Raw genomic sequence first — 23921 nt, 5'->3', positions numbered from 1 at the left:
GTCCGCATGGCCATGGTGGGCGGCGGGCCGGGGTCGTTCATCGGCCCCGTCCACCGCATGGCGGCCGAGCTGGACGCGAGGATCGAGCTGGTGGCCGGCGCCTTCAGCCGCGACGCCGGGCGATCGGCGGCGGCGGCGGCGGCCTGGGGCGTGCGCGGCTATGGCGACTGGCGCGAGATGCTGGCGGCCGAGCGCGCGCGGCCCGACGGCGCCGAGATGGTCTGCGTGGTCACGCCCAACGACCTGCACCTGGAGGTCTCGGCGGCGGCGCTGGGCGCCGGCTTCCACGTGATGAGCGACAAGCCCGCCACGCGCGACCTGGCCGAGGCGCGGACCCTCGCCGACGCCGTGGCCCGCTCGGGCCGCCTCTACGGCCTGACCCACACCTACACCGGCTATCCCATGGTGCGCGAGGCGCGCGACATCGTGGCCCGCGGCGACCTCGGAGCGGTCCGCAAGGTGGTGGTGGAGTACTCACAGGGCTGGCTGTCGGCTCCGGTCGACAACAAGCAGGCGGCCTGGCGCGGCGACCCGGGGCGGGCGGGCGTCGGCGGGTGCCTGGGCGACATCGGAACGCACGCGTTCAACCTCGCGGAGTTCGTCAGCGGCCGCCGGGTGGACCGGCTGTGCGCGGACGTGGCCACGGTCGTGCCGGGCCGGGCGCTGGACGACGACGCCAACGTCCTGCTGCGCTTCCAGGGCGGGGCGCGCGGCGTGCTGATCTCGAGCCAGATCTCGGCCGGCGCCCGCAACGGGCTGCGCATCAGCGTCTACGGCGAGAGGGGCGGCGTCTCGTGGAGCCACGAGCGGGCCGCGGAGCTGACGCTCGACTGGCTGGACCGGCCCAGCCAGGTGCTGCACGCCGGCTCCGGATACCTGGGCGGCGCGGCCCAGGCCGCGGCCCGGCTGCCCGCGGGGCATCCCGAGGGTTTCATCGAGGCGTTCGCCAACCTCTACCGCGACTTCGCCGAGGCCATTGTCGCCGGCCGCGCCGACGCGGCGCCGACGCCGGGCATAGAAGAAGGCGTGCGGGGCATGGCCTTCGTCGAGACCGCCGTCCGCGCCAGCGGGGCGGGCTGGGTCGAGCTTTCGGGAGACGGCGCGTGCGTACGTTGAAGGGGCCAGGGATCTTCCTCGCCCAGTTCGTGGGGCCCGAGCCGCCCTTCGACCGGCTGGACACCATCGCGGCCTGGGCCGCGTCGCTGGGCTACGTCGGCTTGCAGATGCCCACGGGGCCGGGCGCGTTCTTCGACGTGGAGAAGGGCGCCGAGAGCCAGGCCTACTGCGACGACATCGCGGGCGTGCTGGCCGAGCACGGGCTCCGGATCACCGAGCTGTCGACCCATCTGCAGGGCCAGCTCGTGGCCGTGCATCCCGCCTACGACGCCCTGTTCGACGGGTTGGCCGCTCCGGAGGTCCGGGGCAGGCCACAGGCCCGGCAGGCGTGGGCGGTGAGCCAGCTCAAGGCGGCGGCGAAGGCCAGCCGGCGGCTGGGCCTGGACGCGCACGCCACCTTCTCGGGCGCCCTGGCCTGGCCCTACCTCTATCCCTGGCCGCAGCGGCCGGCCGGCCTGGTGGAAGAGGCCTTCGCCGAGCTCGGGCGCCGCTGGCGGCCCATCCTGGACGCCTTCGACGAGGCCGGCGTCGACGTCTGCTACGAGATCCACCCCGGCGAGGACCTGCACGACGGGGCGACCTACGAGCGGTTCCTGGACGAGGTGGGCGGCCATCCGCGCGCCTGCCTGCTCTACGACCCCAGCCACTTCGTCCTGCAGCAGCTGGACTACCTCGACTACATCGACCGCTACCACGAGCGCATCCGGGCCTTCCACGTGAAGGACGCCGAGTTCCGGCCCACCGGGCGATCGGGCGTCTACGGCGGCTACCAGGGCTGGGTCGACCGGCCGGGCCGATTCCGCTCGCTGGGCGACGGGCAGGTCGACTTCGGCGCGATCTTCTCGAAGCTGGCCGCCTACGACTATCCCGGCTGGGCCGTGCTGGAGTGGGAGTGCGCGATCAAGCATCCCGAGGACGGCGCCCGCGAGGGCGCCCCCTTCATCCGCGATCACATCATCCGCGTCACCGAGCGCGCCTTCGACGACTTCGCCGCCTCGGGCGTCGACGCGGCGAGGAACCGCCAGATCCTGGGGCTGTAAGCGATGGCGAACCTCAACACCAAGGCCCGGGCCGAGCACACCTACGACGCCATCGTGGTGGGCAGCGGCATCTCGGGCGGCTGGGCGGCCAAGGAGCTGACGGAGCGCGGCCTGAACACCCTGGTCCTCGAGCGCGGCGGGCCCGTCCCGCACATCGAGGGGTATCCGACCGCCCAGACCCACCCGTGGGAAACGAAGTATCCGCGCGGGCGCCTCCCCGCGGCCGAGATGGCGACGCGCTACAAGGCCCAGCAGCGGACGGGCTATGCGCTGACCGAGTACACGCAGCACTTCTTCGTCCGCGACGACGAGCACCCCTACAGCGAGACCCAGCGCTTCGACTGGATCCGCGGCTATCACGTGGGCGGCCGCTCCCTACTGTGGGCGCGACAAAGCTATCGCTGGTCCGACCTCGACTTCGAGGCCAACGCCAAGGAGGGCGTCGGCGTCGACTGGCCCCTCCGCTACGCCGACCTCGCGCCCTGGTACGACTATGTGGAGCGGTTCGTGGGCGTCTCGGGCCAGGCCGAGGGGCTGCCGCACCTGCCGGACGGGGTCTTCCAGCCCCCGATGGAGATGAACTGCGTCGAGAAGGCCTTCAAGGCGAAGTCCGAGGCGCGCTTCCCCGACCGCCGCATCACCATCGGCCGCACCGCCAACCTGACCGCGCCCACCGAGGAGCAGCTCGCGCTCGGCCGCGGGAAGTGCCAGTTCCGGAACCTCTGCATCCGGGGCTGCCCCTTCGGCGCCTATTTCAGCTCCAACGCCGCGACCCTCGTGGCCGCCGAGCGCACGGGGCGGCTGAAGATCCGGCCGAACTCGATCGTCACCGAAGTCATCTTCGACGAGAAGCTGAACAAGGCCTCGGGCGTGCGTGTCCTCGATGCGCAGACGGGGGAGACCACCGAGTTCTACGCGCGGATCGTCTTCCTCAACGCCTCCGCCCTCAACTCCGCCTGGATCCTTTTGAACTCCCGGAGCCGCCGGCACCCGAACGGCCTGGGCAACGGCTCGGACCAGGTGGGCCGCAACATAATGGACCACCACCTGGGCGTCGGCGCGATGGCCGAAGCGCCGGGCTACGAGGAGATGTACTACTCGGGCCGGCGTCCGAACGGCATCTACATCCCCCGCTTCCGGAACCTCGGCGACGCCGCCTCGCGCCGCGACTACCTGCGTGGGTTCGGATACCAGGGCGGGGCCGGCCGCCCGGGTTGGGATCGCGACGTGCCGGGGGTCGGCGCCGAGCGGAAGGCGGCGCTGACGCAGCCGGGGCCGTGGATGGTTCGCATCGGCGGGTTCGGCGAGATCCTGCCCTACGCCGACAACCGCATGACGCTGAACCACGAGGTGAAGGACAAGCACGGCCTGCCGACGCTCACCTTCGACGTCTCCATCCGCGACAACGAGCGGAAGATGCGCAAGGACATGGCCGCGGCGGGCGCCGAGATGCTCGAGGCCGCCGGCTTCCGCAACGTGCGGTCCTACGACGGCGACTACGGGCCGGGCCTGGGCATCCACGAGATGGGAACCGCCCGGATGGGCCGCGACCCCAAGACCTCGGTCCTCAATGACCGAAACCAGCTCTGGGAGTGCCGCAACGTGTTCGTGACCGACGGCGCGGCGATGACCTCGTCCAGCTGCGTGAACCCGTCGCTGACCTACATGGCGCTCACCGCGCGCGCGGCGGCCTATGCGGTCGACGCCGGCAAGAAGGGGGACCTCTGATGCTCAGGCTCACCCGCCGCGACGCCTTCCTCGGCCTGGCCGCCGCCAGCGGCTGGAACGCCCTGGCCGTGGCGCAGACCCCGGCGTCGGCCCCTCCGGCCTGGACGCCGCGCGCGCTCACCGCGGCCCAGGCCCGCGTGCTCACCGCCGCGGCCGAGCGGATCATCCCGGCCACCGACACGCCGGGCGCGGTCGAGGCCGGCGTGCCGCAGTATGTCGATCGCGCCATCGCGACCTGGTGCGCGCCCGATCAGGCGCAGCGGCTGAAGGCTGGCCTCGACCAGCTCGATGCGGACGCAAGGTCCGCCCACGGCGCGCCCTTCGCCGCACTCGCGGCGCCGCTGCAGACCGGGATGCTGTCGTCGCTCGACGCCGAGTCCCGGACGCGCCGGCCGCACTTCTTCGCCGAGCTGAAGGAGCTGGTCACCGCCGGCTACTTCACCTCCGAGCCGGGGGCCACGCGCGCGCTCCGCTACGACCCGGTGCCGGGCGATTACCGCGGCTGCGTCCCCCTGTCCGAGATCGGCCGCGCCTGGGCGACCTGAGACGGGGCCCCTGCGGGTGGGGCGTGAAGATGGCTCGTCCTGCGGGGCGACGGCAGTGCTGGTCCTCCCCTGCAAGGGGAGGGGAACCCTGCAAAGCAGGGTGGAGGGGTCGCTTGGCGCCGTGGATCGGCCCCCTCCACCGCCTTCGGCGGTCCCCCTCCCCCTGCGGGGGAGGACGTGAAACTCGGTCGCCTGTGGAATCCGCCAGGCCGAGCCGCCCCCCCTCCACCGCCTTCCCTGCGGAGGTCCGGCCCGGCGACGCGGGAGCCAGCTTAGCCCGCTGGACGTGGCCCGCCGCGCCGGGTGATCCTGGGGCGATGGACCGTCTCCTGAGCCCGCTTAACGTGGTCGAGGCCTCGCGTGGCGTGGCCGTGAGGTTCTGCGGCCGCCTGTTTGCGCAGATGGGCGCCGCGGTCGTCCGGGCGCCCGGGGGCGACGACGCGGCCATCGGCTACGGCGGCGCGGCGGGCGAGGCGTACGGCCGCTGGCTCGACGCCGGCAAGCGGTCGGAACCGCCCGGCGCCGCTGTCGACCTCGTGATCGCGGGCCAGGACGCCCAGGGCGTCGCCGAAGGCGAGGCGCTGGCCGCCCGGCTTCCGGGCCAGCCCGTGCTCCTCGCTGTCCGCTGGTTCCACGCCGATGGACCCTATGCCGACTGGCGCGGGACCGACGAGATCGTCCAGGCGCTCAGCGGGCTCGCCTATTCGCTGGGGCCTCCCGAGGGGCCGCCGACCTTGGCCCAGGGCCATGGACCGCAGATCGCCGCGGGCCTGGCCGGCTTCAACGCCGCGCTGGGCGCGCTCATGGCCCGTCGCCGTCCGCGGCGGATCGATCTGAACATCCTCGAGGCCTACGCGTGCCTGGTGGAAACGGGCGCCGTTTCGGCCCTGATGGAGGGCGGGACCTCGGTCCGGCTGGGCGTGAACCGCCTCGTGCCGACCTTCCCCTGCTCCAGCTACCGGACCGCCGACGGCTGGGCGGGCGTCAGCGCGCTAACCCCGGCCCAGTGGCGCGGCCTCTGCGAGATCATCGGCCGGCCGGAACTCGGCCACGAGCCGCGCTTCGCCACCGCCGTGGGACGCCTGATGCTGGCCGACGAGGTGGACGGCCTCTGCGCGCCGCCGTTCCTGGACCGGACCACGGACGAGTGGGTGGCGCTGGGCGGGCGCGCGCGGGTGCCGATCACGCCCATGCCCGACCTGGCCGAGCTCCCGGACACGCCGCACTGGCGCGAGCGCGGGGCCTTCGGGCCGTTCGACTCCAGCGGGATCGCCGCGCCGACCCGGCCCTATCGCGCGACCTTCGGCGGACCCTGCGCGCCGGTCCCCGCGGGCGACGCCCGTGCGCCGCTGCGCGGCCTCAAGGTCGTGGACTTCTCCATGGGCTGGGCCGGCCCGCTCTGCGCCCGCACCCTGGCCGACCTGGGCGCCGACGTCGTCAAGATCGAGTCCGCCGGGCACCCGGACTGGTGGCGCGGCTGGGAGGTGGAGCAGGGCGATCCGCCGCCGCACGAGACGAAGTTCAACTTCATCTGCATGAACCGCAACAAGCGCGGCGTCGCGCTCGACCTTGCGTCCCCCGAAGGGCTGGCGCGGGCCAGGGCCCTCGTCGCGGGGGCCGACGTGGTCGTGGAGAACTTCGCCGCCGGCATCATGGACCGCCTCGGCCTGGGCCCCGATGTGCGGCGGGCTCTCAACCCCGGCCTGATCACCGTCTCGATGCCGGCCTTCGGCAACGGCGGGCCGCTCTCCGGGATTCGGGCCTACGGATCGACCGTCGAGCAGGCGTCGGGCCTGCCGTTCGCCAACGGCCGGCCCGAGTGGCCGCCGTCGCTGCAGCACGTGGCGTTCGGCGACCCGCTCGCCGGGCTGACCGCCGCGAACGCCGTCATGGCCTGCCTGTTCGGCCGCGAGCGGACGGGGGGCGCCGAGATCGACCTCGCCCAGGTGGCCAGCCTCTTCCAGTTTGCCGCCGACGCCATCATCGCCCAGCACTTCGTGTCCGGACCTCTTCCGCGAACGGGGAGCCGCCGGGCGCGGGCGGCCGCGTTCGTGGTCGCGGGGGCCGGGTCCGACAGCTGGCTCGCCGTCGCGGCGGACACGGCGGCCGCCCTGGACGGCCTGCGCGCGCGCCTCGGTCGGCCCGACCTCTCGCGGGCGGACGAGGACGGGATCGAGGCGGCCCTCGCCGCCTGGGCCTGTTCGCGGACGCCGGAGGACGCGGCGGCGGCGCTGCAGGCGGCGGGCGTCCCGGCCGCGCCGGTGCAGCGCGCGGACCAGCTCTGCTACGACCCGCAACTGACGGCGGGCGGCTTCTGGCTGGAGTCCGAGCGCCGCTACGTCGGGGCCCACCTCATCCCGGCGGCGCCCTTCGCCTACGACGGCGTCCGGCCCGCGGTGCGGTGGCCGGCCCCCACGCTCGGCGAGCACACGGACGAGGTCCTGCGCGAACTGGACGCGACGGCCTGAGGCCTCAGCGTCTCGGTCCCACGGCCTCCCGCCGCAGAAGGGAAGGCCGCCGCGGCATCGCCATCGCCTGGGCCGGCGTGGCGCGCATGTCCGCGGCGAGGACCGCGCCGTCGCCGTCCGGGTCCAGAAGTCCGAACCGGCGGTCGGCGGCCACGCGCCACTCCGTCCGCGTCACGCGGTAGTCGAGGTCGGTGTCGGCGCCCCGGACCGGGTGCGGCTCGCTGATGAGGCTGTAGGCGGCGGCGCCCTGGATGCGGGTGTTCAGCTCGTTCCGGCCGACCGCCATGCCGCGGCCGGCGCCGCCAGGTCCCACGCGCGAGACCTCGGGCACGAGATCCTCTTCCCAGCGCGTCGCCTCCGGCATGCTGAGCTGGCCGTCGCCGTCGGCGTCGAGGGCCTTGAACCAGGCGTCCGCGTCGGCCCGGAACTCCGCGCGCGTCAGGCGGCCGTCACGGTCCGCGTCGGCGGCGGCGAACCAGGCCGCGGAGGGGTAGGGCTGGCCCGGCGCGCTCCGGAAGGGCTGCCCCGACGGGCTGACGAACAGCTGCGCGCGCGGCGGCCCGCCCTCCTCGTCGTCGAAGCCGCGGGGCGGTCCCCGGCCGTCCGCCGCACAGCCGGCCAGCAGCGCCGCCGAGCAGAGAACCCCGATCCGACCCGCGACGCCCATGCTCGACCCTCGACGACTGTCTGCGCCAGCTTCCACGCCGAACGGGGCTGCGCAATGTCGAAGCCGCCGCAATCGGCGTCAGTAGGCGCCGAAACGGACCTCTGCGCTCCCGGCCGGCAGCTCGATCGTCATGCCGTCCTTCGCCAGCCGCCAGTCCAGCTTGCCGTCGGCGTCGATGCCCCGGCCGAAGGTTTCCGGGTTGAACATCGGCAGCCCGGCCTGGGTCAGGTGGCTCAGGACCAGGGCCTTCACGCCCGCCTGGCGGGCCAGCTCGGCGGCCTCCCGGGGCTCGGTGTGGTAGGTCACGGTGTCGGCCATGACCGAGCTCATCCGCGCGTTGCCCATGCCCGCCAGCGCCTGGGACATCTGGCGCGTCATGGCGTTGTTCTGCGCCTCGTGGACGAGCACGTCGGCGCCCTTCGCCGCGACCGCCAGCGGCGGCCACTTGCGGGTGTCGCCGCTGATGACCACCGAGCGGCCCTTGTAGTCGAAGCGGTAGGCGAACGCGGGCTCGACCGGCTCGTGCGCGACGCGGATCGCGGTCACGGTGAGGTCGCCGTCCTTCCAGGCGACGGCGGTTCCGTCCGGCTTGGCGATGGCCACGGGGCGCGCCTTCAGCAGGCCGGCGGAAATGGGGAAGCGGATCCCCTCGCGCTTGTGGTGCGCGCGGCGGAACTCGTGGTCGGGCTCGTAGGCGAGATTGAAGCCGGCGGCGAGCTTCTCGACCCCGCGGGGGCCCACCACCTCAAGCGGCTGGGCCCGGCCGCCGACCCAGCTCTGCATGTTGAGCTCGCCCAGGTCGCCGATGTGGTCCGAGTGCAGGTGCGTGATGAAGACGGCCTTCACGCTCGCGAGCGGCAGCCGCCACGTCATCAGGTTCTCGGTCGCCTCGGGGCCGATGTCGACGATGTAGAGCGAGCCGCCGGCCTGGATGGCCGTGCAGGGCTTCGCGCGGCCGGCGACGGGGAGGGGGCCCGACGTGCCGCAGAAGATGACCTTCAGTCCGTCGAACGCCTGGGCGTGGGCCGCAGCCGGCGCGAGCAGCAGTGCGACCGCCGCGAGGAGACGAAGCATGGCGAACCTCCCGAATATGACACGCATCGTGTCACTATATCAGGCGCGGGCGCCGGAAGGCCAGCGCAAGCCGGCGCTCAGGCGGCGGCGTCGGTCGCCTTCTCGGCCACGGCGGCGCGGGAGAGTTCGGCCATCGCCTTGATGAGCGGCGAGCGCCAGCGCTCGGCGGTGGTCAGCATCCAGCAGGCGTAGGTCAGGTCCAGGGTGCACGACACGACCCGCAGCGAGCCGTCCGCGAGCTGGCGGTCGAAGAGGAACCCCGCGCCCATCGCGATGGTGTCGGTGTCGAGCGCGCGCTGGATGATGAGGCCGTAGTCGTCGCTGACGAAGGCCCGCAGGTTCTCCGCCTCCTCCCGGCTCACGTCTCCGGCCCAGCGCTCGATGCCGGGCAAGACATTGGCCAGCGCGACGGGGTAGCGTAGCAGGTCCCGCGGGCCGGCCTGGGTCAGGCCCAGCGCCGGGTGCCCGGGCCGCGCGACGAGGAGGATCCGGTCCTCGAACATCTTCTTCCGGATCAGGTCGCCGTACCGGGCCGCATGTTCGGAATAGCCGAAGGCCATGTCGACCCGGCCGTCCTGCAGGGCCGTCATGACGCCGGGGCCGGTCTCCTGGACGGTCTCCACGTGCAGCTTGGGGAACCGCACGGCGACGCGGCGCAGCAGTTCCGGAAGCGGCTTCAGGCGCGAGGCGGGGCCCACCGCGATGCGGATACGGCCCTCCTCGCCTCGTGCGAGCTGTTCGAGGTCGCGGGACAGCGCGGCCACGCCCTGCAGCAGCGCCTCGGCCCGCTGGGCCACGAACGCGCCGTACGCGGTGGGCCGCGCCGCGCCGTTCGTGCGCTCGAAGAGCTTCAGCGAGAGCTGCGCCTCGAGGCGGGCGATGCTCTTCGACAAGGTCGGCTGCGAGATCTGCAGCTTGCGCGCGGCGCCCGAGAAGCCGCCGGCGCGGCAGATCTCCAGAATCTGTTCGAGGTGACGCAACTCCATGCCTGCCGGCTATAGCATCACGACCGCGACTTTGGCAGCGGGACGGCGGGCTTGCGGCTAGCCTGAATCCACCGGAGGAGACTGGTCATGAAGCGCACGTTCCTGGCGGCCGCCGCCGCAATCGCCGCGGGCGCGGCGCCGCAGAGCTCGGCCGGCGCCGAGGCGACCGCTCGAAGGCCGAACGTCATCGTCATCCTCGCCGACGACCTGGGGTACGGCGACACCAGCGCGTACGGCAGCCGGCTCATCCGGACCCCGAACATCGACGCCATGGCCGCGGACGGCGTGCGCTTCACCCAGGGCTACGTCAGCCACCCCGTGTGCGCCCCGTCGCGCGCGGCGCTGCTCACGGGCCGCTACCAGACCCGCTTCGGCTACGAGTTCAACCCCGTGGGCCGCGACCGCACGGGCGGCGTCTCGCTCGACGAGACCTTCGTGGGCCAGGTCCTGCAGAAGGCCGGCTACCGCACCGCCATGGTGGGCAAGTGGCACCTGGGCGAGTCCGGCGCCTACCATCCGGTGGCCCGGGGCTTCGACGAGTACTTCGGCACCACCGCCGGGGCGAACGCCTTCATCGTCACCTCGCAGCCGGGCGACGAGTACCACACGCCCCCGGGCGCCGAGGCGACCTACGCCACCGCGGAAGGCGGCGCCGGGCTGGGCGCCGGCGGCGAGGCGGCGCAGATGGTGCGGCTCCGCGCCCGGTCGCCCATCTATCGCGGCCGCGAGCCGGTCGAGGTGAAGGACTATCTCACCGACGCCTTCACCGCCGAGGCCGTGCGGTTCATCGGCGACAACAAGGACCGCCCGTTCTTCCTGTACCTCGCGCACACCACGCCGCACACGCCGCTCCAGGCGCCCGCCAAGTACGTGGACCGCTACCGGCACATCCAGAACAAGGGCCAGCGGGTCTACGCCGCCATGGTGGCCTCGCTGGACGACAGCGTCGGCGCCATCCGCGCGAAGCTGAAGGCCGAGGGGATCGAGAAGAACACCCTGATCGTCCTGCTCTCGGACAACGGGTGCGCCGGCTACATCGGCGACGCCTGCACCAACGCGCCGCTGAACGGCTACAAGGGCACCCACCTCGAGGGCGGCGTGCGCGTGCCGTTCATCATGGCCTGGCCCGGCCGCATCAAGCCCGGGCAGGTGGACCCCCGCGTGGTCTCCAGCCTCGACATCGCGCCCACCGCCGCCGCGCTGGCCGGCGCGACGCTGCCGAAGGGGTCGGACGGGGTCGACCTGACGCCGTTCGTCACGGGCAAGCGCACCGACACGCCCAACAAGACCCTCTACTGGCGGTCCGGCCTCAACTTCGCGATCCGCGACGGCGACTGGAAGATGTGGATGGTCAACCGGGCCGATCCCGGCGAGCAGGACACGACCTCCTCGCGGGTGACGCCCGACGGGGTCGAGGCGAAGCTGTCGCCGCTGGGCCGGTTCGTCATGCTCTACAATCTTAAGGACGATCCCGGCGAGCGGAAGAACCTGGCCGCGTCGCGGCCCGACGTCGTGGCGCAGCTGCAGGCGAAGTTGGAGGCCTGGGACAAGGCCAACGTGCCCGCGCAATGGACCAGCATGCGCCAGGGCGTGCGCCGCATCGAGGGCGAGCTCGTCCGGATCTACCCCTGACGTCGAAGATCCGAATGGCCGCCGGCGCTTCCCGGCGGCGTGGCGGCGCCGCCGCGGCTATGCGAGATGTGTCCTGGATGCCGAAGCCCTACGCCGCCGCCAACGACGAGCTTTCCCTGCCGCCCGCCAGCCGCGAGGCCCGCGAGGCGGAGCGCCGTGAGCAGTTCATGCGCGTGGCCGCCGCGGTCTTCCGCCGGCACGGGCTCGGGCGCGCGACCATGGACCAGGTGGCCGGCGCCGCCGGGGTCACCAAGGTGGTGCTCTACCGCCGCTTCCCGTCGAAGGACGCGCTCATCGCGGCGATCTTCGGCGAGACCCTGCGGCGGCTGAACGCCCAGGACGCCAGGCCCTGGACCGGCTACGGCGGCGGCATGCGCCGGTCGCTGGCGGCGGCGCGGTCGTTCGAGGACGGCTTCATCCTGCTGGTGCGGCACGGCGACCAGCACGCCGAGTACCGCACGTTCTACGAGGCGCTCCGGCACAGGGTCGGGGGACGCCTGCGCGGCCTGCTCTGGTATCCCGGCCGGCCGCCGCCGCGCAGCCAGCGCCCTGAGCTGCTGGACCTCTCGCTCGAGCCGATGATCTCGTTCTGCAACGACTGCCTGGCCTACTGGGTCGAGCACGGGGACCCGGCCAAGGACGAGCAGTTCCTGCGCTGGCACGGGCAGATGATCCGCGCGTGGCGGCACAACGCCGCCGAGCTGCTCAACCTGGATTCGCCCGAACAGGAGTGGCCCTTCGACACCGAAGGGGGTTTGTCATGAGGAAGCGTATGATGGTCAACCGTAGAGACGCCATGCTCGCCGCGGGCGCCGCCGCCCTAGCCGCCGGTCCGGCGGCGGGTCAGTCGGTGGCCGCGCCGCCGGTGAAGCCTGAGCACGCCAAGTTCGCCGCGGAGATCGCGGCGGCGCAGGCCTGCCTCGACGCCTTCATGACGGCCTTCAACGCCCGCGACATTCCCGCCTACGAGGCCACCTTCAACTTCCCGCACGTGCGCTTCGCGTCGGGCCAGGTGACGATCATCAACCCCGGCTACCACAAGCCCGAGATGTTCTCGAGCGGCTCCCTGTCGGAGTGGGGCCGCTCGGCCTGGGCGCGGCGGGACGTGATCCACGCCGGCGCCGACAAGGTGCACATCAACACCCGCTTCACGCGCTACCGCAAGGACGGCACGGTGCTGTCGGCGTTCGACTCCATCTACATCGTCACGAAGCAGGACGGCCGCTGGGGCATCCAGGGACGCTCCAGCTACGCCCCCTGACGACGCCGGGGGCGGCGCCGGCTCATCGGCGGATGCGGTAGATCGCGTTCTCGACGTCGGAGGCGACGTAGATGTCGCCGCCGGCGCCCACTGCCACGCCCGCGCCCAGCGGAACGGGGCCGTCGAGCAGGCCGAGCGGCAGGTCCTTCGCCACCACGGTCCGGCCGCCCGTCCGGGGGTCCACCTCCACCACAGCCCGCTCGCCGAGGTCGAGGACGACCGGCTTGCCGCCAGGGCCGACGGCCACAGCCTTGGGCCGGCGGAAGCCGCTCGCCACGGGCGTGGCGGCGCCGGTCGCCAGGTCCAGGCGCGACAGCCGGTCGGCGCCCGCCTCGACCACATAGATCGCCCCGTCGGCCGCGCGCGCCAGGCTGGTCGGCGCCTTGAGGCCGGTCGCCACCGTCCGCCGCGCCTCGCCCCTGATCTCGATCGCGTCGCCGTCCGGCTCGACCACGAGGATGCCCCCGTCGGCCAGCCCGACCGCGTCCGAGGGCGCCTGCAGGCCGGCGGCGTGGGAGAGGCGGCGGCCGCTGGTGCGGTCGTAGACCTCGACCGTCCCGGCGACGGCGCTGACCAGGATCACGCGGTCGCCCGCGACGGCGACGCCGGTGGGGTACTCGGCCGGATCGGCGTGGACGCGGGCGAGGTCGGTCACGGCGCCGGTCGCGCCGTCCACGCGCCGGTAGGCGAAGACGTCGGCCACGAAGAGCGTGTCCTTGCCGTCCGCGGAGCTGACGTCCAGGTCGGCCGGAAACGCCAGCCGGCCCTTCACCACCTGCCGCGTCGCGCCGGTGGCCACGTCGACTTCCTGGATGCCGTTGTCGGCCATGTTGGACACGAACACGCGGTCGTCCGGCGAGATCGCGATGTTGTCCAGGGCCGTGCCGAGTTGCGCGGCCTTGCTCTTTGTCCCGGTCCGGACGTCAACGCGGTAGAGGACCCCGATCTTGGTGTCGATGACCCAGAGATTGCCCTTCGAGTCGAACTTGGCCGCGGCCGGCGTCTGGAAGCCCTCGGCGACCACCTTGACGGCGCCGGTGTCGGGATCGATCCGCGCGATCTGGCCCTTGAACCACAGCGGGCCGTAGAGGCCGCCGTCCGGGCCGGGCGAGAAGCTGTTGAAGCCGCCCACGGGCCCGGTGATCCGGCGCGGCGGCCGCTTGCCGGCCGGGTCCAGTTCCCAGACGCCGTCGCCCGCGAAGACCTGGCCCAGGAACAGCCGCTTGCCGTCGCGGCTGAAGGCGACCGAGTTCGCGCCCGGCATGTCCTTCGCCAACACCTCGACCGGGCCGTCGCCCCGGCGCGTGTAGACCACGCCGTCCTGGATCGCGGTCCACACCACCTGGCCGCCCGGGCCGAAGGCGATGTCGTCGCTCATCCCCTTGGGCGGGCCCTCCACGGTGCGCACGGCGCCGGTCTCGACGTTCACGGCGTAGAGCGTCTGGCCCGCGACGCTGCCCGCATAGAGTTCGCCGTTCGGGGCGAAGCGGATGCCGTGGACCCCGTGGAAGTGCGACGGGGGCACCAGGGTCGTCACGGTCTGGGCCCAGGCGGGCGCGGCAAGCAGCGCCGCGGCCGCGGCGAGGTGGATCGGGCGCATGGGTTCCCCGTGGGCTCAGGTCGCGATCGGCGACAGTAGCGTGCTGGCGGCCCAGGTGTCGCGGGTCAGCAGCTGGCGTCGCCGGAACGCCGCCATGGCCTCAGTCGAGGGATCCCGCGAAGCCTCCCACACGCCGTGGTCGCCGTAGCGCGTGATCAGCAGCAGCCGCTGGACCCCGCCGGCGATGTCGCGGCTCGTCCGCTCGGCGCTGAACAGGCCGAAGATGGTGGTGTCGAAGCGCTTCTCGAAGTCGGTCCAGCCCTGGCCCGACAGCTCCAGGAACTCGGGAACGTCGGCGGTCTTCACCACGAACCAGCGGTGGACGTAGATCCCGCGGCCTTTCGGGCGATCCTCGGGCGCGGGCCGCAGGGTCGCCTCGAGCTTGCCGCGCTGCGCCTGCCGCAGGGCCTTGCCGCGCATCAGGGCCCGGATCTCGGCGTCGCGGGTCCGGGCTTCCGGCGTCCAGCGCACCAGCAGGGCGGCCTGGCGGGCGACCCAGCCGAGCTGCGGCGTGAACAGGCCCAGCACCTCGCCCCCGGCCGCCTGTATCGCGGGCAGGCGGGCCCGGACCTGTTCGACGTAGGCCCTGGCCGGCGGCTCGCCGGGCTCGCTCTCGAAGTCGAGGAACAGGTAGTCGTACATCGCGCGCGCCTCCGCCGCCCCGGCCGAGGACGCCAGGAGCGCGGCCCCGGCGCCGAAAATCCAGCGCCTGCGGTCGATGGCTGTCATGACCGCCATTCCGACGCCCGGCGCGCGCGCCGTCAAGTCGGACAGGGCGCTATGGCCCCAAGCCCTGCAGGCATTGGAAAAGCCCGCGGCGCATCGGTAGCGTCCTGTGGTGTAACTCGATGGTGACGGCGCGCTTGTCGTGCGCCGCCAGCCAGAAAAACTGCGAGCGGAAAGACTTTATTCCTATCGAAAGAATAGGATTTGAAGGCTAGCCAGGGCCCTTCTTTCAAGAGGGCCCGGATCCAGGGGGAAATGATGAACCGACATGTCCTGTCCAGCCGCGCGTCGCTCGTGGCCCTGTGCTGCGCGATCGCCGCCCCGGCCATGGCTCAGACGACCTCCGGCGGGGGCGAGGGCATCGCCGTCGAGGAACTCGTGGTCACGGCCCGCAAGCGCGAGGAGCGTCTGCGCGACGTCCCCGTCGCGGCCACCGCCCTGAGCTTCGAGGACATCCGCGACCAGGGCGGCCTCGCCAACGCCCAGGCCCTGCTGAGCAACTCGCCGGGGGTGAACTTCGCCAACACCTCCAACGCCCTGACGTCGGACGTGTCGATCCGGGGGTCGGGGACGTCCCGGGCCACCAACGCCGAGGCCGGGGTCGGCCTGTTCCGCAACGGAGCCTACATCGGCGGCGGCAACGTCGCGGGCCGCACCTTCAGCGGCATCGACCTGTTCGACATCCAGCGGGTCGAGGTGCTGCGCGGCGTGCAGGGCGGCCTGGGCGGCCGGAACGCCTCGGGCGGTTCGATCAACGTCGTCACCGCGCGGCCGGAGTACGAATACGGCGGCTACCTTCTGGGCACCGTCGGAATGCACGAGCGCCGCGAGATCGAAGGCGCCGTGAACATCCCGATCAACGAGTACTTCTCGACGCGCCTGAGCGTCGCCTACGGCAAGAAGCCCAAGGGCTTCTACCACCTCTACGTCATCGACGAGTACGCCGACGCCACCGAGCGCGAGTTCTTCCGCGGCCAGTTGAGCTTCAAGAACGGCCCGTTCACGGCCAACCTGATGCTGGAACGGGCCAACGAGCGGGTGCCGGGCCTGGTCTACCAGGTCGTCACCTTCCCGAACGCCAACTTCCCGCTCGGCAACTTCAGCGACAAGTACGACACGCCCTGGAACCACCCGTCCCAGGGCAAGCAGCGCCTGAGCAACCTGGAATTCACGACGTCCACCGACCTCGGCTGGGCGACGCTGTCGACGATCGTCAACCTGCGCGACCGCCACGGGCAGAACCAGTACGACCGGGACGCCTTCTCGCGGGAATTCTACGACGCGCTGTCCGCCATTCCTGGGCGGGTGTCGCCCGCCGGCCTCACCGCCATCCGCAACGCCGACTACAACCAGGGCGGCGACCAGATCGACCACGCCCGCATCAGCTACTACGGGGCCCACATCCTGGGCGAGACGAACGGGTTCGACTGGCTGGTCGGCGGCGAGTGGTACCTGCTCAACGACACCACCTCGAACATCCTGGGCAAGTCGCCCACCCCGGCCAGCCCCAACTTCGGCACGATCACGCGGGGCAAGCTCAGGTTCTCGTCCTACGCCGTCTACGGTTCGCTGGGATATGACCTGACCGACCAGATCAACCTGTCGGGCGACCTGCGCTTCACCAACGACAACAAGGACTTCCTGTCCCGGCAGTTCCTGTTCGTCACCAACACGCCCGTGACGACCGCGGCGCTGAACCCCACGGCGTCCAGCAACGACAACAACGTCTCGTACACGGCGACCATCTCGTACAAGCCGACGTCGCTGATGCTGTTCTACGCCAAGATCGGCTCGGCCTACCGGGCGGGCGGCTTCAACGGCAACCTCGGGGATCCGCGCCAGCCGATCGCCCCGCCGCCGTCCTTCGACAACGAGACGGTCACCGGCTACGAGGTGGGCTTCAAGGGCAACCTGGCGCCCAACATCTACGTCACGGCCGCCGGCTACACGAACCGCTTCAAGAACCTCGTCATCCAGGGCGACAACGGGTGCCGCGCGAACAACCCGGCCTGCCCGGTCCAGGCGACGTCGTTCGCCTTCAACGCGGGGCCCGCGACGCTCTGGGGCATCGAGGTCGAGGCCACGATGCGCGCCCAGCTCGCCGGCGGCGCGCTGCGGGTGACCGTGGGCGGTTCGCGCCAGGGCGGCCACGTGCGGGGCGGCATCTACGACGGCTTCAAGCAGCCGCAGCAGCCCAAGTGGACGCAGACCTTCACCGTCAACTACCGCCGCGAGATCGTCGACGACGTGAGCGGCTACATCAACGTCAACGGCAACGCCCGTCAGGGCGGCGTGCAGGAAGCCAACCAGACCACGTTGCTGCACGACTACGTGCTGTTCAACGTGCGGACCGGCGTCACGTGGCGGCAGTACGATCTCGCGGCCTTCGTCAACAACGCCGGGCAGGAGAACTACCTGGTCTTCCACGCCCCGTCGGCGACGGGCGACGTGCGGCGCTACAACCTGCCCCGGACCTGGGGCGTGCAGCTTCGCTACGAGTGGTGAGCCGATGAAGGCCTCCCTGCTCCTCGCGGTCATCGCCGCTCTCCTCCCCGCGGCGATCTCCTCGGCCGCCCTGGCGCAACCCGCCGGGGCGGTCGCTTCCCCCGCGGGGGTGGAGGTGCGCCTCGGCGAGTGGACCGACGCCGCGCGCGGCGGACGCGTGGTGCCGTACAAGCTCTACATGCCGCGCGGCGCGGGGCCGTTCCCGGTGGTGATCCACAGCCACGGCCTGGGCGGCAGCCGCGAGGCGTCCACCTACATCCTGCAGGCGGTGGCCGACGCCGGGTTCATCGTGGTCGCCCTGCAGCACGCGGGGTCCGACAGCGGGCTCCTGATGGGCGGCGTGCGTCCGGGGGACGAGGCCGGCCTCGTGGCGGCCGGCCGGGCCGGCATGACCCCCGAAGCGGCGCGGGCGCGCTACGGCGACGTGCCGTTCGCCATCGACCAGATCGCCAGGGATCGGCTGGGCGGCAAGGCGGACATGAGCCGCATCGGCATGTCGGGGCATTCGTTCGGAGCCCTTTCGACGCTGACGGCGGTCGGACAGCGGATCCCGCTCCTGCCGAACGACACCAGCTACATGGAGCCGCGGATCAAGGCGGCCATCGCCTACAGCCCCAACAAGCCGCGGGGGGACGATCCGAGGGCGGCGCTGGCGCGGGTCAAGACGCCGATGCTCCATTTCACGGGCACCGAGGACGCCACGCCGTTCGATCAGGAGAAGACGCCGTTCGAGCGCACTACGCCTTTCCAGGCGATCCAGGGCGCGGACCAGTTCCTCGTCATCCTGGACGGGGCGGACCATGCGCTGTTCGGCGGCCGGCGCGTGCAGCTCGGACGGCTCAAGCCCATCGATCCGCCGCAGATGGAGATCGTGAAGGCCGAGACGGTGCGCTTCTGGAAGGCCTACCTGCGCGGCGACGCCGCGGCGCTGAAGGAGACCTGCGACCTGCCGAAGCGGATCGCCGGGGCCGGGACCGGATACGTGAAGGCCGCGCGCTGCGGGCCTGCGACCCCCATCGCGCCGGTCGAGGGCCTGCGCTAGCCTGCCGCCATGGAGCAGCCGATGAAAGCGTCCCGCCGCGCCGTGCTGGGCGTCAGCGCCACCCTCCTGGCCGCCTCGAAGGCCGCCGCGGCGACCCCGATGGGCGACGAGGGCGAGGCCCGGCGCATCCTGGAGCGGTTCGACGGATTCGGCGTGAAGGCGTCGGGCGGGCCGGGCGACACCGCCAGCGGCGCGTGGCTCGAGAGCGAGCTGAAGGCCCATGGCTACGCCACGGCGCGGCAGCCGTTCGACGCCCCCGCCTACGAGGGCGACGCTACCCTATCGCGCGGCGGCGCTACGGTCTCGGTGATCCCGCAGGCGATCGTCACGCCCACGTCGGCCGCCGGCCTGTCCGGCCCGCTCTACGTGGCCGGACGCGATCGCGGCCCGGGCGTCGCGCTGGTTTCGCTGCCCTATGCGCGGTGGTCGACGATCCTCGGCCCGGTCGAGAAGCTCGTGGCGGCGGCCATCGCCGACGGCGCGTCCGCCGTGGGGATCATCACCGACGGCCCCACGCGGGAAGCCTGCGCGCTCAACAGCCCCGACCGGCGGATGTTCGACCGGCCGGTCTTCGTGATCAGCCCCGGAGACGCCGCGAAGCTCTCGGCCCTGTCGGGGCCTGCGACGCTCGCCATGGCCGGCCGGTCCTTCCGGCGGCCGACCTACAACGTGACCGCGCGCCTGGACCGGGGCGCCGGCAGGTGGCTCGTGATCTCGACCCCGCGCTCGGGCTGGTTCCATTGCGCGGGCGAGCGGGGCACGGGGCTGGCGGCGTGGCTGCTGCTGGCGCGCTGGGCTTCGTCGGCGAAGCTTCCGGTCAACGTGGCGCTGGTGGCCACCAGCGGCCATGAATACGAGTACACCGGCGGCGAGGCCTACATCCATGCGCTGGCCCCGAAGCCGGCCGAGACGGCGCTCTGGGTCCACCTGGGCGCCAACGTCGCGGCGCGGGACTGGCATGAACGCGGGGCCACGCTCTCGCCCCTGCCCAGCGCCGACCCCCAGAGGTTCCTGCTGGCCAGCGCCCCGCTCGTGCCCGCCGCCCGGGCCGCGTTCGCCGGGCTTCCCGGCCTGGAGTCCGTCTATACCGCCGATCCGGCGCTGGCGGCGGGCGAACTCGCGAGCATCCTGAAGGGCGGCTACGGCCAGGTGGCGGGCATCTTCGGCAGTCACCGCTATCACCACACGCGGGTGGACGACCTCCGCTGCGTCTCGCCCGCGCTGGTCCCGCCGGTGGCGACGGCGATGGCGCAGGTCATCGCATCGGCGTTCCGCGCGTAGGGCCTCCGGCTCGGCGCCGCCCCTCCCGGCGGGGAGGCGGATCTCAAGCGAAATTCGGGCGCGGTCGCTGACGGCGTCGCCGCAATCGGCCTACAACGTCGCCATGACCGAGAGCGACCACCCGTCCAGCGCCCAGATGGCCTCGCCGACCTACCGCTTGGCCTCGCTGGATTCCGACTTCATCCTGCAGCACTCCATGCGCGGCGTTCGCCTCATGCTCGAGTTCGCCAAGTGCGACGAGGCGCTCCGCGCCTGGGGCGTGCGCTCGACCATCGTCGTGTTCGGCTCGGCGCGCGTCGGCGAGAACGGGTCGGACGCCCACCGTCGCTGGTACGGCGAAGCCCGGCGGTTCGGCGAGATCGCCTCGAAGGAGGGCGGGGCCTATCTGTCCGAGACGCAGGAGCGGCACAACGTGATCTGCACCGGCGGCGGGCCGGGCATCATGGAGGCGGCCAACCGGGGCGCGGCCGACGCCGGCGCGCCGTCCATCGGCCTCAACATCACCCTGCCGCACGAACAGTTCCCCAACAGCTACTCCACCCCCGAGCTGACCTTCCGGTTCCACTACTTCGCAGTCCGCAAGCTCCACCTGGCCATGCGCGCCAACGCGCTGGTGGTCTTCCCGGGCGGGTTCGGGACGCTGGACGAGCTTTTCGAGATCCTGACCCTGCGCCAGACCGACAAGAGCCCGCCGATCCCCATCGTCCTGTTCGACGAGAGCTACTGGCGCTCGATCATCAACTTCGACGCCCTGGTCGCCCAGGGCATGGTCGCGGCGTCGGACCTGGAGCTGTTCAGCTTCGCCGAAACCGCCGATGAGGTCTGGCAGTGCCTGCTGGACCGCGGCCTCAAGCCCTATCGGCAGCCAGACTGGGATCCGAACCCGCACGATCCCTGACGCCGCTTGCGTTTCGCAGGGGCGGGAGGCCAACTGCCGAGCCGTTCCGCGGGGGCAGCGAGGTCATGGAAGTCGGCGTCTTCATTCCGATCGGCAACAACGGCTGGCTGATCTCGACCACGTCGCCGCAGTACATGCCGACGTTCGAGCTGAACAAGACCATCGTCCAGAGCGCCGAGCGCCATGGCTTCGACTTCGCGCTGTCGATGATCAAGCTGCGCGGGTTCGGCGGGAAGAGCGAGTTCTGGGAGCACAACCTCGAGAGCTTCACCCTGATGGCCGGCCTGGCCGCCGTCACCTCGCGGATCAAGCTGTTCGCCACCGCCGCCACCCTGACGATCCCGCCGGCGATCGTCGCCCGCATGGCCTCGACCATCGACTCGATCGCGCCGGGGCGCTTCGGGATCAACCTGGTCACGGGCTGGCAGAAGGCCGAGTACGACCAGATGGGCCTGTGGCCGGGCGAGAGCCACTACGCCGACCGCTACAAGTACCTGGCCGAGTACGCGACGGTGCTGAAGGGGCTGATGGAGACCGGCGTCTCGGACTTCAAGGGCGACTACTTCACCATGAACGACTGCCGGGTGAGTCCCAGGCCGACCCCGGGGGTGAAGATCATCTGCGCGGGCTCGTCCGACGAGGGCCTGGCGTTCACGGCGAAGTACGCCGACTACTCGTTCGCCCTGGGCAAGGGCGCGAACACGCCCACGGCCTTCGCCGGCGTGAACGACCGCCTCGCCGCAGCCAAGGCGAAAACCGGCCGCGACGTCGCCGCCTACATCCTCTTCATGATCATCGCCGACGAGACCGACGAGGCGGCGCTAGCCAAGTGGCGGCTCTATCGCGAGGGCGCCGACCAGGACGCGCTGCAATGGCTGACGAACCAGGCCGCTCCCAACGCCCAGGGGGGGACCAGCAACACCAACACCACCCAGCTCGCCGCGCCGGAGTCGGCGGTGAACCTCAACATGGGCACGCTGGTGGGCAGCTACGCGCGCGTCGCCGCCATGCTGGACGAGGTGGCCGCCGTGCCCGGCACCGCGGGCGTGCTCCTGACCTTCGACGACTTCGTGGCGGGCGTCGAAGCCTTCGGGACCCGCATCCAGCCCCTGATGAAGAGCCGCGCCCATGTCGCCGCCTAGGCCGACCCTGCCGCTCGCCGGGGCGGTGACGCTGCCGGCGCGGCCCGAGAACCTGCCGATCGATCCACGGGCGACGGCCCTGCTGGTGGTCGACATGCAGAACGCCTACGCCAGCCCGAGGGGCTACCTCGACCTCGCCGGCTTCGACATCGAGGGCGCCGCCGCGGTGATCGAGAAGATCGCGGTGCTGGTCGAGACCGCGAGGCGGGCGGGCGTGCAGGTGGTGTTCTTCCAAAACGGCTGGGATCCCGCCTATGTCGAGGCCGGCGGCGAGGGCTCGCCGAACTGGTGGAAGTCGAACGCGCTCAAGACCATGCGCGAGCGGCCCTATCTCGAGGGCAAGCTGCTGGCCAAGGGCGGCTGGGATTTCGCGCTGGTCGACCGGCTGAAGCCCGAGCGGGGCGACATCGTGATCCAGAAGCCGCGCTACTCGGCCTTCTACAACACCGCGCTCGACTCGACGCTGCGGGCGCGCGGAATCCGCAACCTCGCCTTCTGCGGCATCGCCACGAACGTCTGCGTCGAGAGCACCCTGCGCGACGGCTTCCACCGCGAATACTTCGGCGTGCTGATCGAGGACGCCACCCACCAGGCCGGCCCCGCCTTCCTGCAGGAAGCGACGGTCTACAACGTCGAGAAGTTTTTCGGGTGGGTCACCCGCACGGCCGATTTCTGCGGCGCCGTCGCCCAGGCCCCGCCAGCCAACCAGGAGCGCTGATGCCCAAGACCGTGATCACCCCGCCGGGGACCCAGACCCCCATCGCGCCGTTCTCGCCGGGCACGCTGGCCGACGGCGTGGTCTACGTCTCGGGGACGCTGGCCTTCGACAAGGACAACAACGTGGCCCACGTCGGCGACGCGGCCGGCCAGACGCGGCAGGTCCTCGAGACCATCAAGTCGGTGATCGAGACCGCCGGCGGCACGATGGACGACGTGACGATGAACCACATCTTCCTCAAGGACTGGGCCGACTACGCCGCCATGAACAAGGTCTATGCGGAGTATTTCCCGGGCGAGAAGCCGGCCCGGTTCTGCATCCAGTGCGGACTTGTCCGACCCGACTTCCTGGTCGAGATCGCCACCATCGCCCACATCGGAAAGCGCTAGGTCCGTGACCGTCACCGCCAACGGCCGCACGGCCGAACACGACGTCGACCCGATCTTCCTCCAGCGCTGGTCGCCCCGGGCGCTCACCGGCGAACCCATGCCGCACGAGGCCCTGATGAGCCTGTTCGAGGCGGCGCGCTGGGCGCCCTCGGCGTTCAACGGCCAGCCCTGGCGGTTCGTCTACGCCCACCGGGACACGCCGGCCTGGGACGACCTCTTCGGGCTCCTGGTCCCGTTCAACCAGTCCTGGGCCCAGCGGGCGTCGGCGCTGGTCTACGTGCTCTCCGACCGCTTCCGCAGGACGCCGGGGCAGCCGCCGGCGCCCGTGCGCACCCACGCGTTCGACACGGGCGCGGCCTGGTCCAACCTCGCGCTGCAGGCCGCCAGGATGGGCTGGGTCACCCACGGCATGGCCGGGTTCGACGTGGCGCGGTCCTACGCGGTCCTGGGCGTCAGCCCGGAGGACTACGAGGTGCATGCCGCGATCGCGATCGGCCGCCTGGGCGACCCCGCGATCCTCGACGAGGCCTACCGGGCGCGCGAGGTCCCCAGCGGCCGCAAGGACTTCGCCGAGTTCGTGTTCGAGGGCCGGTTGGCCGGCGGCTGACCTCAGCCCGGACTCCATCCCGGCGGCGCGAGGTCGAAACCCTCGAAGCGGAACCCCGGCGAGACGATGCAGGCGACGAGGCCCCAGCCGTCCGTCGCCGCGGCCGACTGCCACTCGTCCTTGCGGACGAGATGCTGGGGGACCTCGCCGGGCCCCGTGCCCAGGGCCACCGTGGCGACCGAGGCGTCCCTGGCCGTGGAGAGCCGGATCGGCGCGCCGCCCTGGTGGATCCACAGCTCCTCGGCGTCCACGCGGTGCCAGTGCGACCGCTCGCCCGGCGCCAGCAGGAACAGGATCGCCGTGGCCGCCACCCGGCCGTCGGCGTCGGCGCAGGCCTCGGCGCGCCAGGTCTCGCGATACCAGCCGCCTTCCGGGTGCGGCTTGAGGTCCAGGCGCTGGATCATCTCGGCGGCGGTCGTCATGGGCCCAGAGGACCGCAATCCGCCGCGCCGCGCCAGCGGGAGCTTGACCGCGCGGCCGGCGTGCGGCGGGCTTC

22 protein-coding genes are annotated in these 23921 nt (G+C 72.0%); 16 read left to right on the top strand and 6 right to left on the bottom strand.

Going from position 1 to position 23921, the window contains the following annotated elements; genetic code table 11:
* Nucleotides 1-6: 6 nt before the first annotated feature.
* The 5 genes from AC2D8W_RS04595 to AC2D8W_RS04575 all read left to right on the top strand — a co-directional run bounded on the left by AC2D8W_RS04595 (nucleotide 7) and on the right by AC2D8W_RS04575 (nucleotide 6897).
* Complete coding sequence (locus AC2D8W_RS04595; RefSeq protein WP_484670549.1) at nucleotides 7-1116, top strand: Gfo/Idh/MocA family protein; 1110 nt, start codon at nucleotides 7-9, stop codon at nucleotides 1114-1116.
* Nucleotides 1104-2156 carry a sugar phosphate isomerase/epimerase family protein gene (locus AC2D8W_RS04590; RefSeq protein WP_484670523.1) on the top strand — a complete coding sequence of 351 codons (1053 nt, stop codon included), beginning with the start codon at nucleotides 1104-1106 and terminating at the stop codon, nucleotides 2154-2156. Before AC2D8W_RS04595 ends, AC2D8W_RS04590 begins: the two co-directional genes overlap by 13 nt.
* Nucleotides 2157-2159: 3 nt before the next feature.
* The gene (locus AC2D8W_RS04585; RefSeq protein WP_484670522.1) at nucleotides 2160-3884 is read left to right on the top strand and encodes an FAD-dependent oxidoreductase; all 1725 of its coding nucleotides are present in this window, start codon (nucleotides 2160-2162) and stop codon (nucleotides 3882-3884) included.
* Entirely contained in the window at nucleotides 3884-4429 is a 546-nt protein-coding gene (locus tag AC2D8W_RS04580; protein ID WP_484670521.1) for a gluconate 2-dehydrogenase subunit 3 family protein, read from the top strand. Before AC2D8W_RS04585 ends, AC2D8W_RS04580 begins: the two co-directional genes overlap by 1 nt.
* Before the next feature lie 317 nt (nucleotides 4430-4746).
* The gene (locus AC2D8W_RS04575; RefSeq protein WP_484670520.1) at nucleotides 4747-6897 is read left to right on the top strand and encodes a CaiB/BaiF CoA-transferase family protein; all 2151 of its coding nucleotides are present in this window, start codon (nucleotides 4747-4749) and stop codon (nucleotides 6895-6897) included.
* A gap of 4 nt (nucleotides 6898-6901) precedes the next feature.
* Here the strand turns inward: AC2D8W_RS04575 and AC2D8W_RS04570 are convergent, their stop codons facing one another.
* The 3 genes from AC2D8W_RS04570 to AC2D8W_RS04560 form a co-directional block, all read right to left on the bottom strand.
* Nucleotides 6902-7564: an EF-hand domain-containing protein gene (locus AC2D8W_RS04570; RefSeq protein ID WP_293482441.1), complete on the bottom strand. Its 663-nt coding sequence runs from the start codon at nucleotides 7562-7564 to the stop codon at nucleotides 6902-6904.
* A 78-nt stretch (nucleotides 7565-7642) separates the two neighbouring features.
* Complete coding sequence (locus tag AC2D8W_RS04565; protein WP_484670519.1) at nucleotides 7643-8638, bottom strand: MBL fold metallo-hydrolase; 996 nt, start codon at nucleotides 8636-8638, stop codon at nucleotides 7643-7645.
* Between the two features lie 77 nt (nucleotides 8639-8715).
* Nucleotides 8716-9624, bottom strand: coding sequence for a LysR family transcriptional regulator (locus AC2D8W_RS04560; protein WP_293482443.1), 909 nt, complete (start codon nucleotides 9622-9624; stop codon nucleotides 8716-8718).
* A gap of 87 nt (nucleotides 9625-9711) precedes the next feature.
* Between AC2D8W_RS04560 and AC2D8W_RS04555 the strand changes: the two genes are divergently transcribed.
* The 3 genes from AC2D8W_RS04555 (at nucleotide 9712) to AC2D8W_RS04545 (ending at nucleotide 12517) form a co-directional block, all read left to right on the top strand.
* Entirely contained in the window at nucleotides 9712-11256 is a 1545-nt protein-coding gene (locus AC2D8W_RS04555; protein WP_484670518.1) for a sulfatase-like hydrolase/transferase, read from the top strand.
* A 77-nt stretch (nucleotides 11257-11333) separates the two neighbouring features.
* Nucleotides 11334-12020, top strand: coding sequence for a TetR/AcrR family transcriptional regulator (locus AC2D8W_RS04550; RefSeq protein ID WP_484670517.1), 687 nt, complete (start codon nucleotides 11334-11336; stop codon nucleotides 12018-12020).
* Entirely contained in the window at nucleotides 12017-12517 is a 501-nt protein-coding gene (locus AC2D8W_RS04545; protein WP_484670516.1) for a hypothetical protein, read from the top strand. Before AC2D8W_RS04550 ends, AC2D8W_RS04545 begins: the two co-directional genes overlap by 4 nt.
* Nucleotides 12518-12539: 22 nt before the next feature.
* On the opposite strand, the gene AC2D8W_RS04540 is transcribed toward AC2D8W_RS04545, so the two are convergent.
* On the bottom strand, nucleotides 12540-14117 hold the full coding sequence (locus AC2D8W_RS04540) for a Vgb family protein (protein WP_484670515.1): 1578 nt from the start codon (nucleotides 14115-14117) through the stop codon (nucleotides 12540-12542).
* Nucleotides 14118-14132: 15 nt separating this feature from the next.
* On the bottom strand, nucleotides 14133-14846 hold the full coding sequence (locus AC2D8W_RS04535) for a hypothetical protein (protein ID WP_484670514.1): 714 nt from the start codon (nucleotides 14844-14846) through the stop codon (nucleotides 14133-14135).
* Between the two features lie 255 nt (nucleotides 14847-15101).
* Between AC2D8W_RS04535 and AC2D8W_RS04530 the strand changes: the two genes are divergently transcribed.
* From AC2D8W_RS04530 to AC2D8W_RS04495, 8 genes are all read left to right on the top strand, one after another.
* Complete coding sequence (locus tag AC2D8W_RS04530; protein WP_484670513.1) at nucleotides 15102-17348, top strand: TonB-dependent receptor; 2247 nt, start codon at nucleotides 15102-15104, stop codon at nucleotides 17346-17348.
* A gap of 4 nt (nucleotides 17349-17352) precedes the next feature.
* Complete coding sequence (locus tag AC2D8W_RS04525; RefSeq protein ID WP_484670512.1) at nucleotides 17353-18390, top strand: alpha/beta hydrolase family protein; 1038 nt, start codon at nucleotides 17353-17355, stop codon at nucleotides 18388-18390.
* A 21-nt stretch (nucleotides 18391-18411) separates the two neighbouring features.
* Nucleotides 18412-19671, top strand: a complete 1260-nt coding sequence (locus tag AC2D8W_RS04520; RefSeq protein ID WP_484670511.1) for a hypothetical protein — start codon at nucleotides 18412-18414, stop codon at nucleotides 19669-19671.
* A 103-nt stretch (nucleotides 19672-19774) separates the two neighbouring features.
* Nucleotides 19775-20569, top strand: a complete 795-nt coding sequence (locus AC2D8W_RS04515) for an LOG family protein (RefSeq protein WP_484670510.1) — start codon at nucleotides 19775-19777, stop codon at nucleotides 20567-20569.
* Between the two features lie 65 nt (nucleotides 20570-20634).
* Complete coding sequence (gene rutA, locus AC2D8W_RS04510; protein ID WP_484670509.1) at nucleotides 20635-21711, top strand: pyrimidine utilization protein A; 1077 nt, start codon at nucleotides 20635-20637, stop codon at nucleotides 21709-21711.
* Complete coding sequence (gene rutB / locus AC2D8W_RS04505; RefSeq protein WP_484670508.1) at nucleotides 21698-22429, top strand: pyrimidine utilization protein B; 732 nt, start codon at nucleotides 21698-21700, stop codon at nucleotides 22427-22429. Before rutA ends, rutB begins: the two co-directional genes overlap by 14 nt.
* Nucleotides 22429-22818 (top strand): pyrimidine utilization protein C, encoded by a 390-nt coding sequence (gene rutC, locus AC2D8W_RS04500; protein WP_484670507.1) that lies wholly within the window; start codon nucleotides 22429-22431, stop codon nucleotides 22816-22818. The genes rutB and rutC overlap by 1 nt, the downstream gene beginning before the upstream one ends.
* 4 nt (nucleotides 22819-22822) lie before the next feature.
* Nucleotides 22823-23425 carry a nitroreductase family protein gene (locus AC2D8W_RS04495; RefSeq protein ID WP_484670506.1) on the top strand — a complete coding sequence of 201 codons (603 nt, stop codon included), beginning with the start codon at nucleotides 22823-22825 and terminating at the stop codon, nucleotides 23423-23425.
* A 2-nt stretch (nucleotides 23426-23427) separates the two neighbouring features.
* Here the strand turns inward: AC2D8W_RS04495 and AC2D8W_RS04490 are convergent, their stop codons facing one another.
* Nucleotides 23428-23847: a cupin domain-containing protein gene (locus AC2D8W_RS04490; RefSeq protein WP_484670505.1), complete on the bottom strand. Its 420-nt coding sequence runs from the start codon at nucleotides 23845-23847 to the stop codon at nucleotides 23428-23430.
* Nucleotides 23848-23921 lie beyond the last annotated feature (74 nt).

This window comes from Phenylobacterium sp. T106 (assembly GCF_057219735.1).
This window is presented reverse-complemented; position numbering and strand designations above follow the sequence as displayed.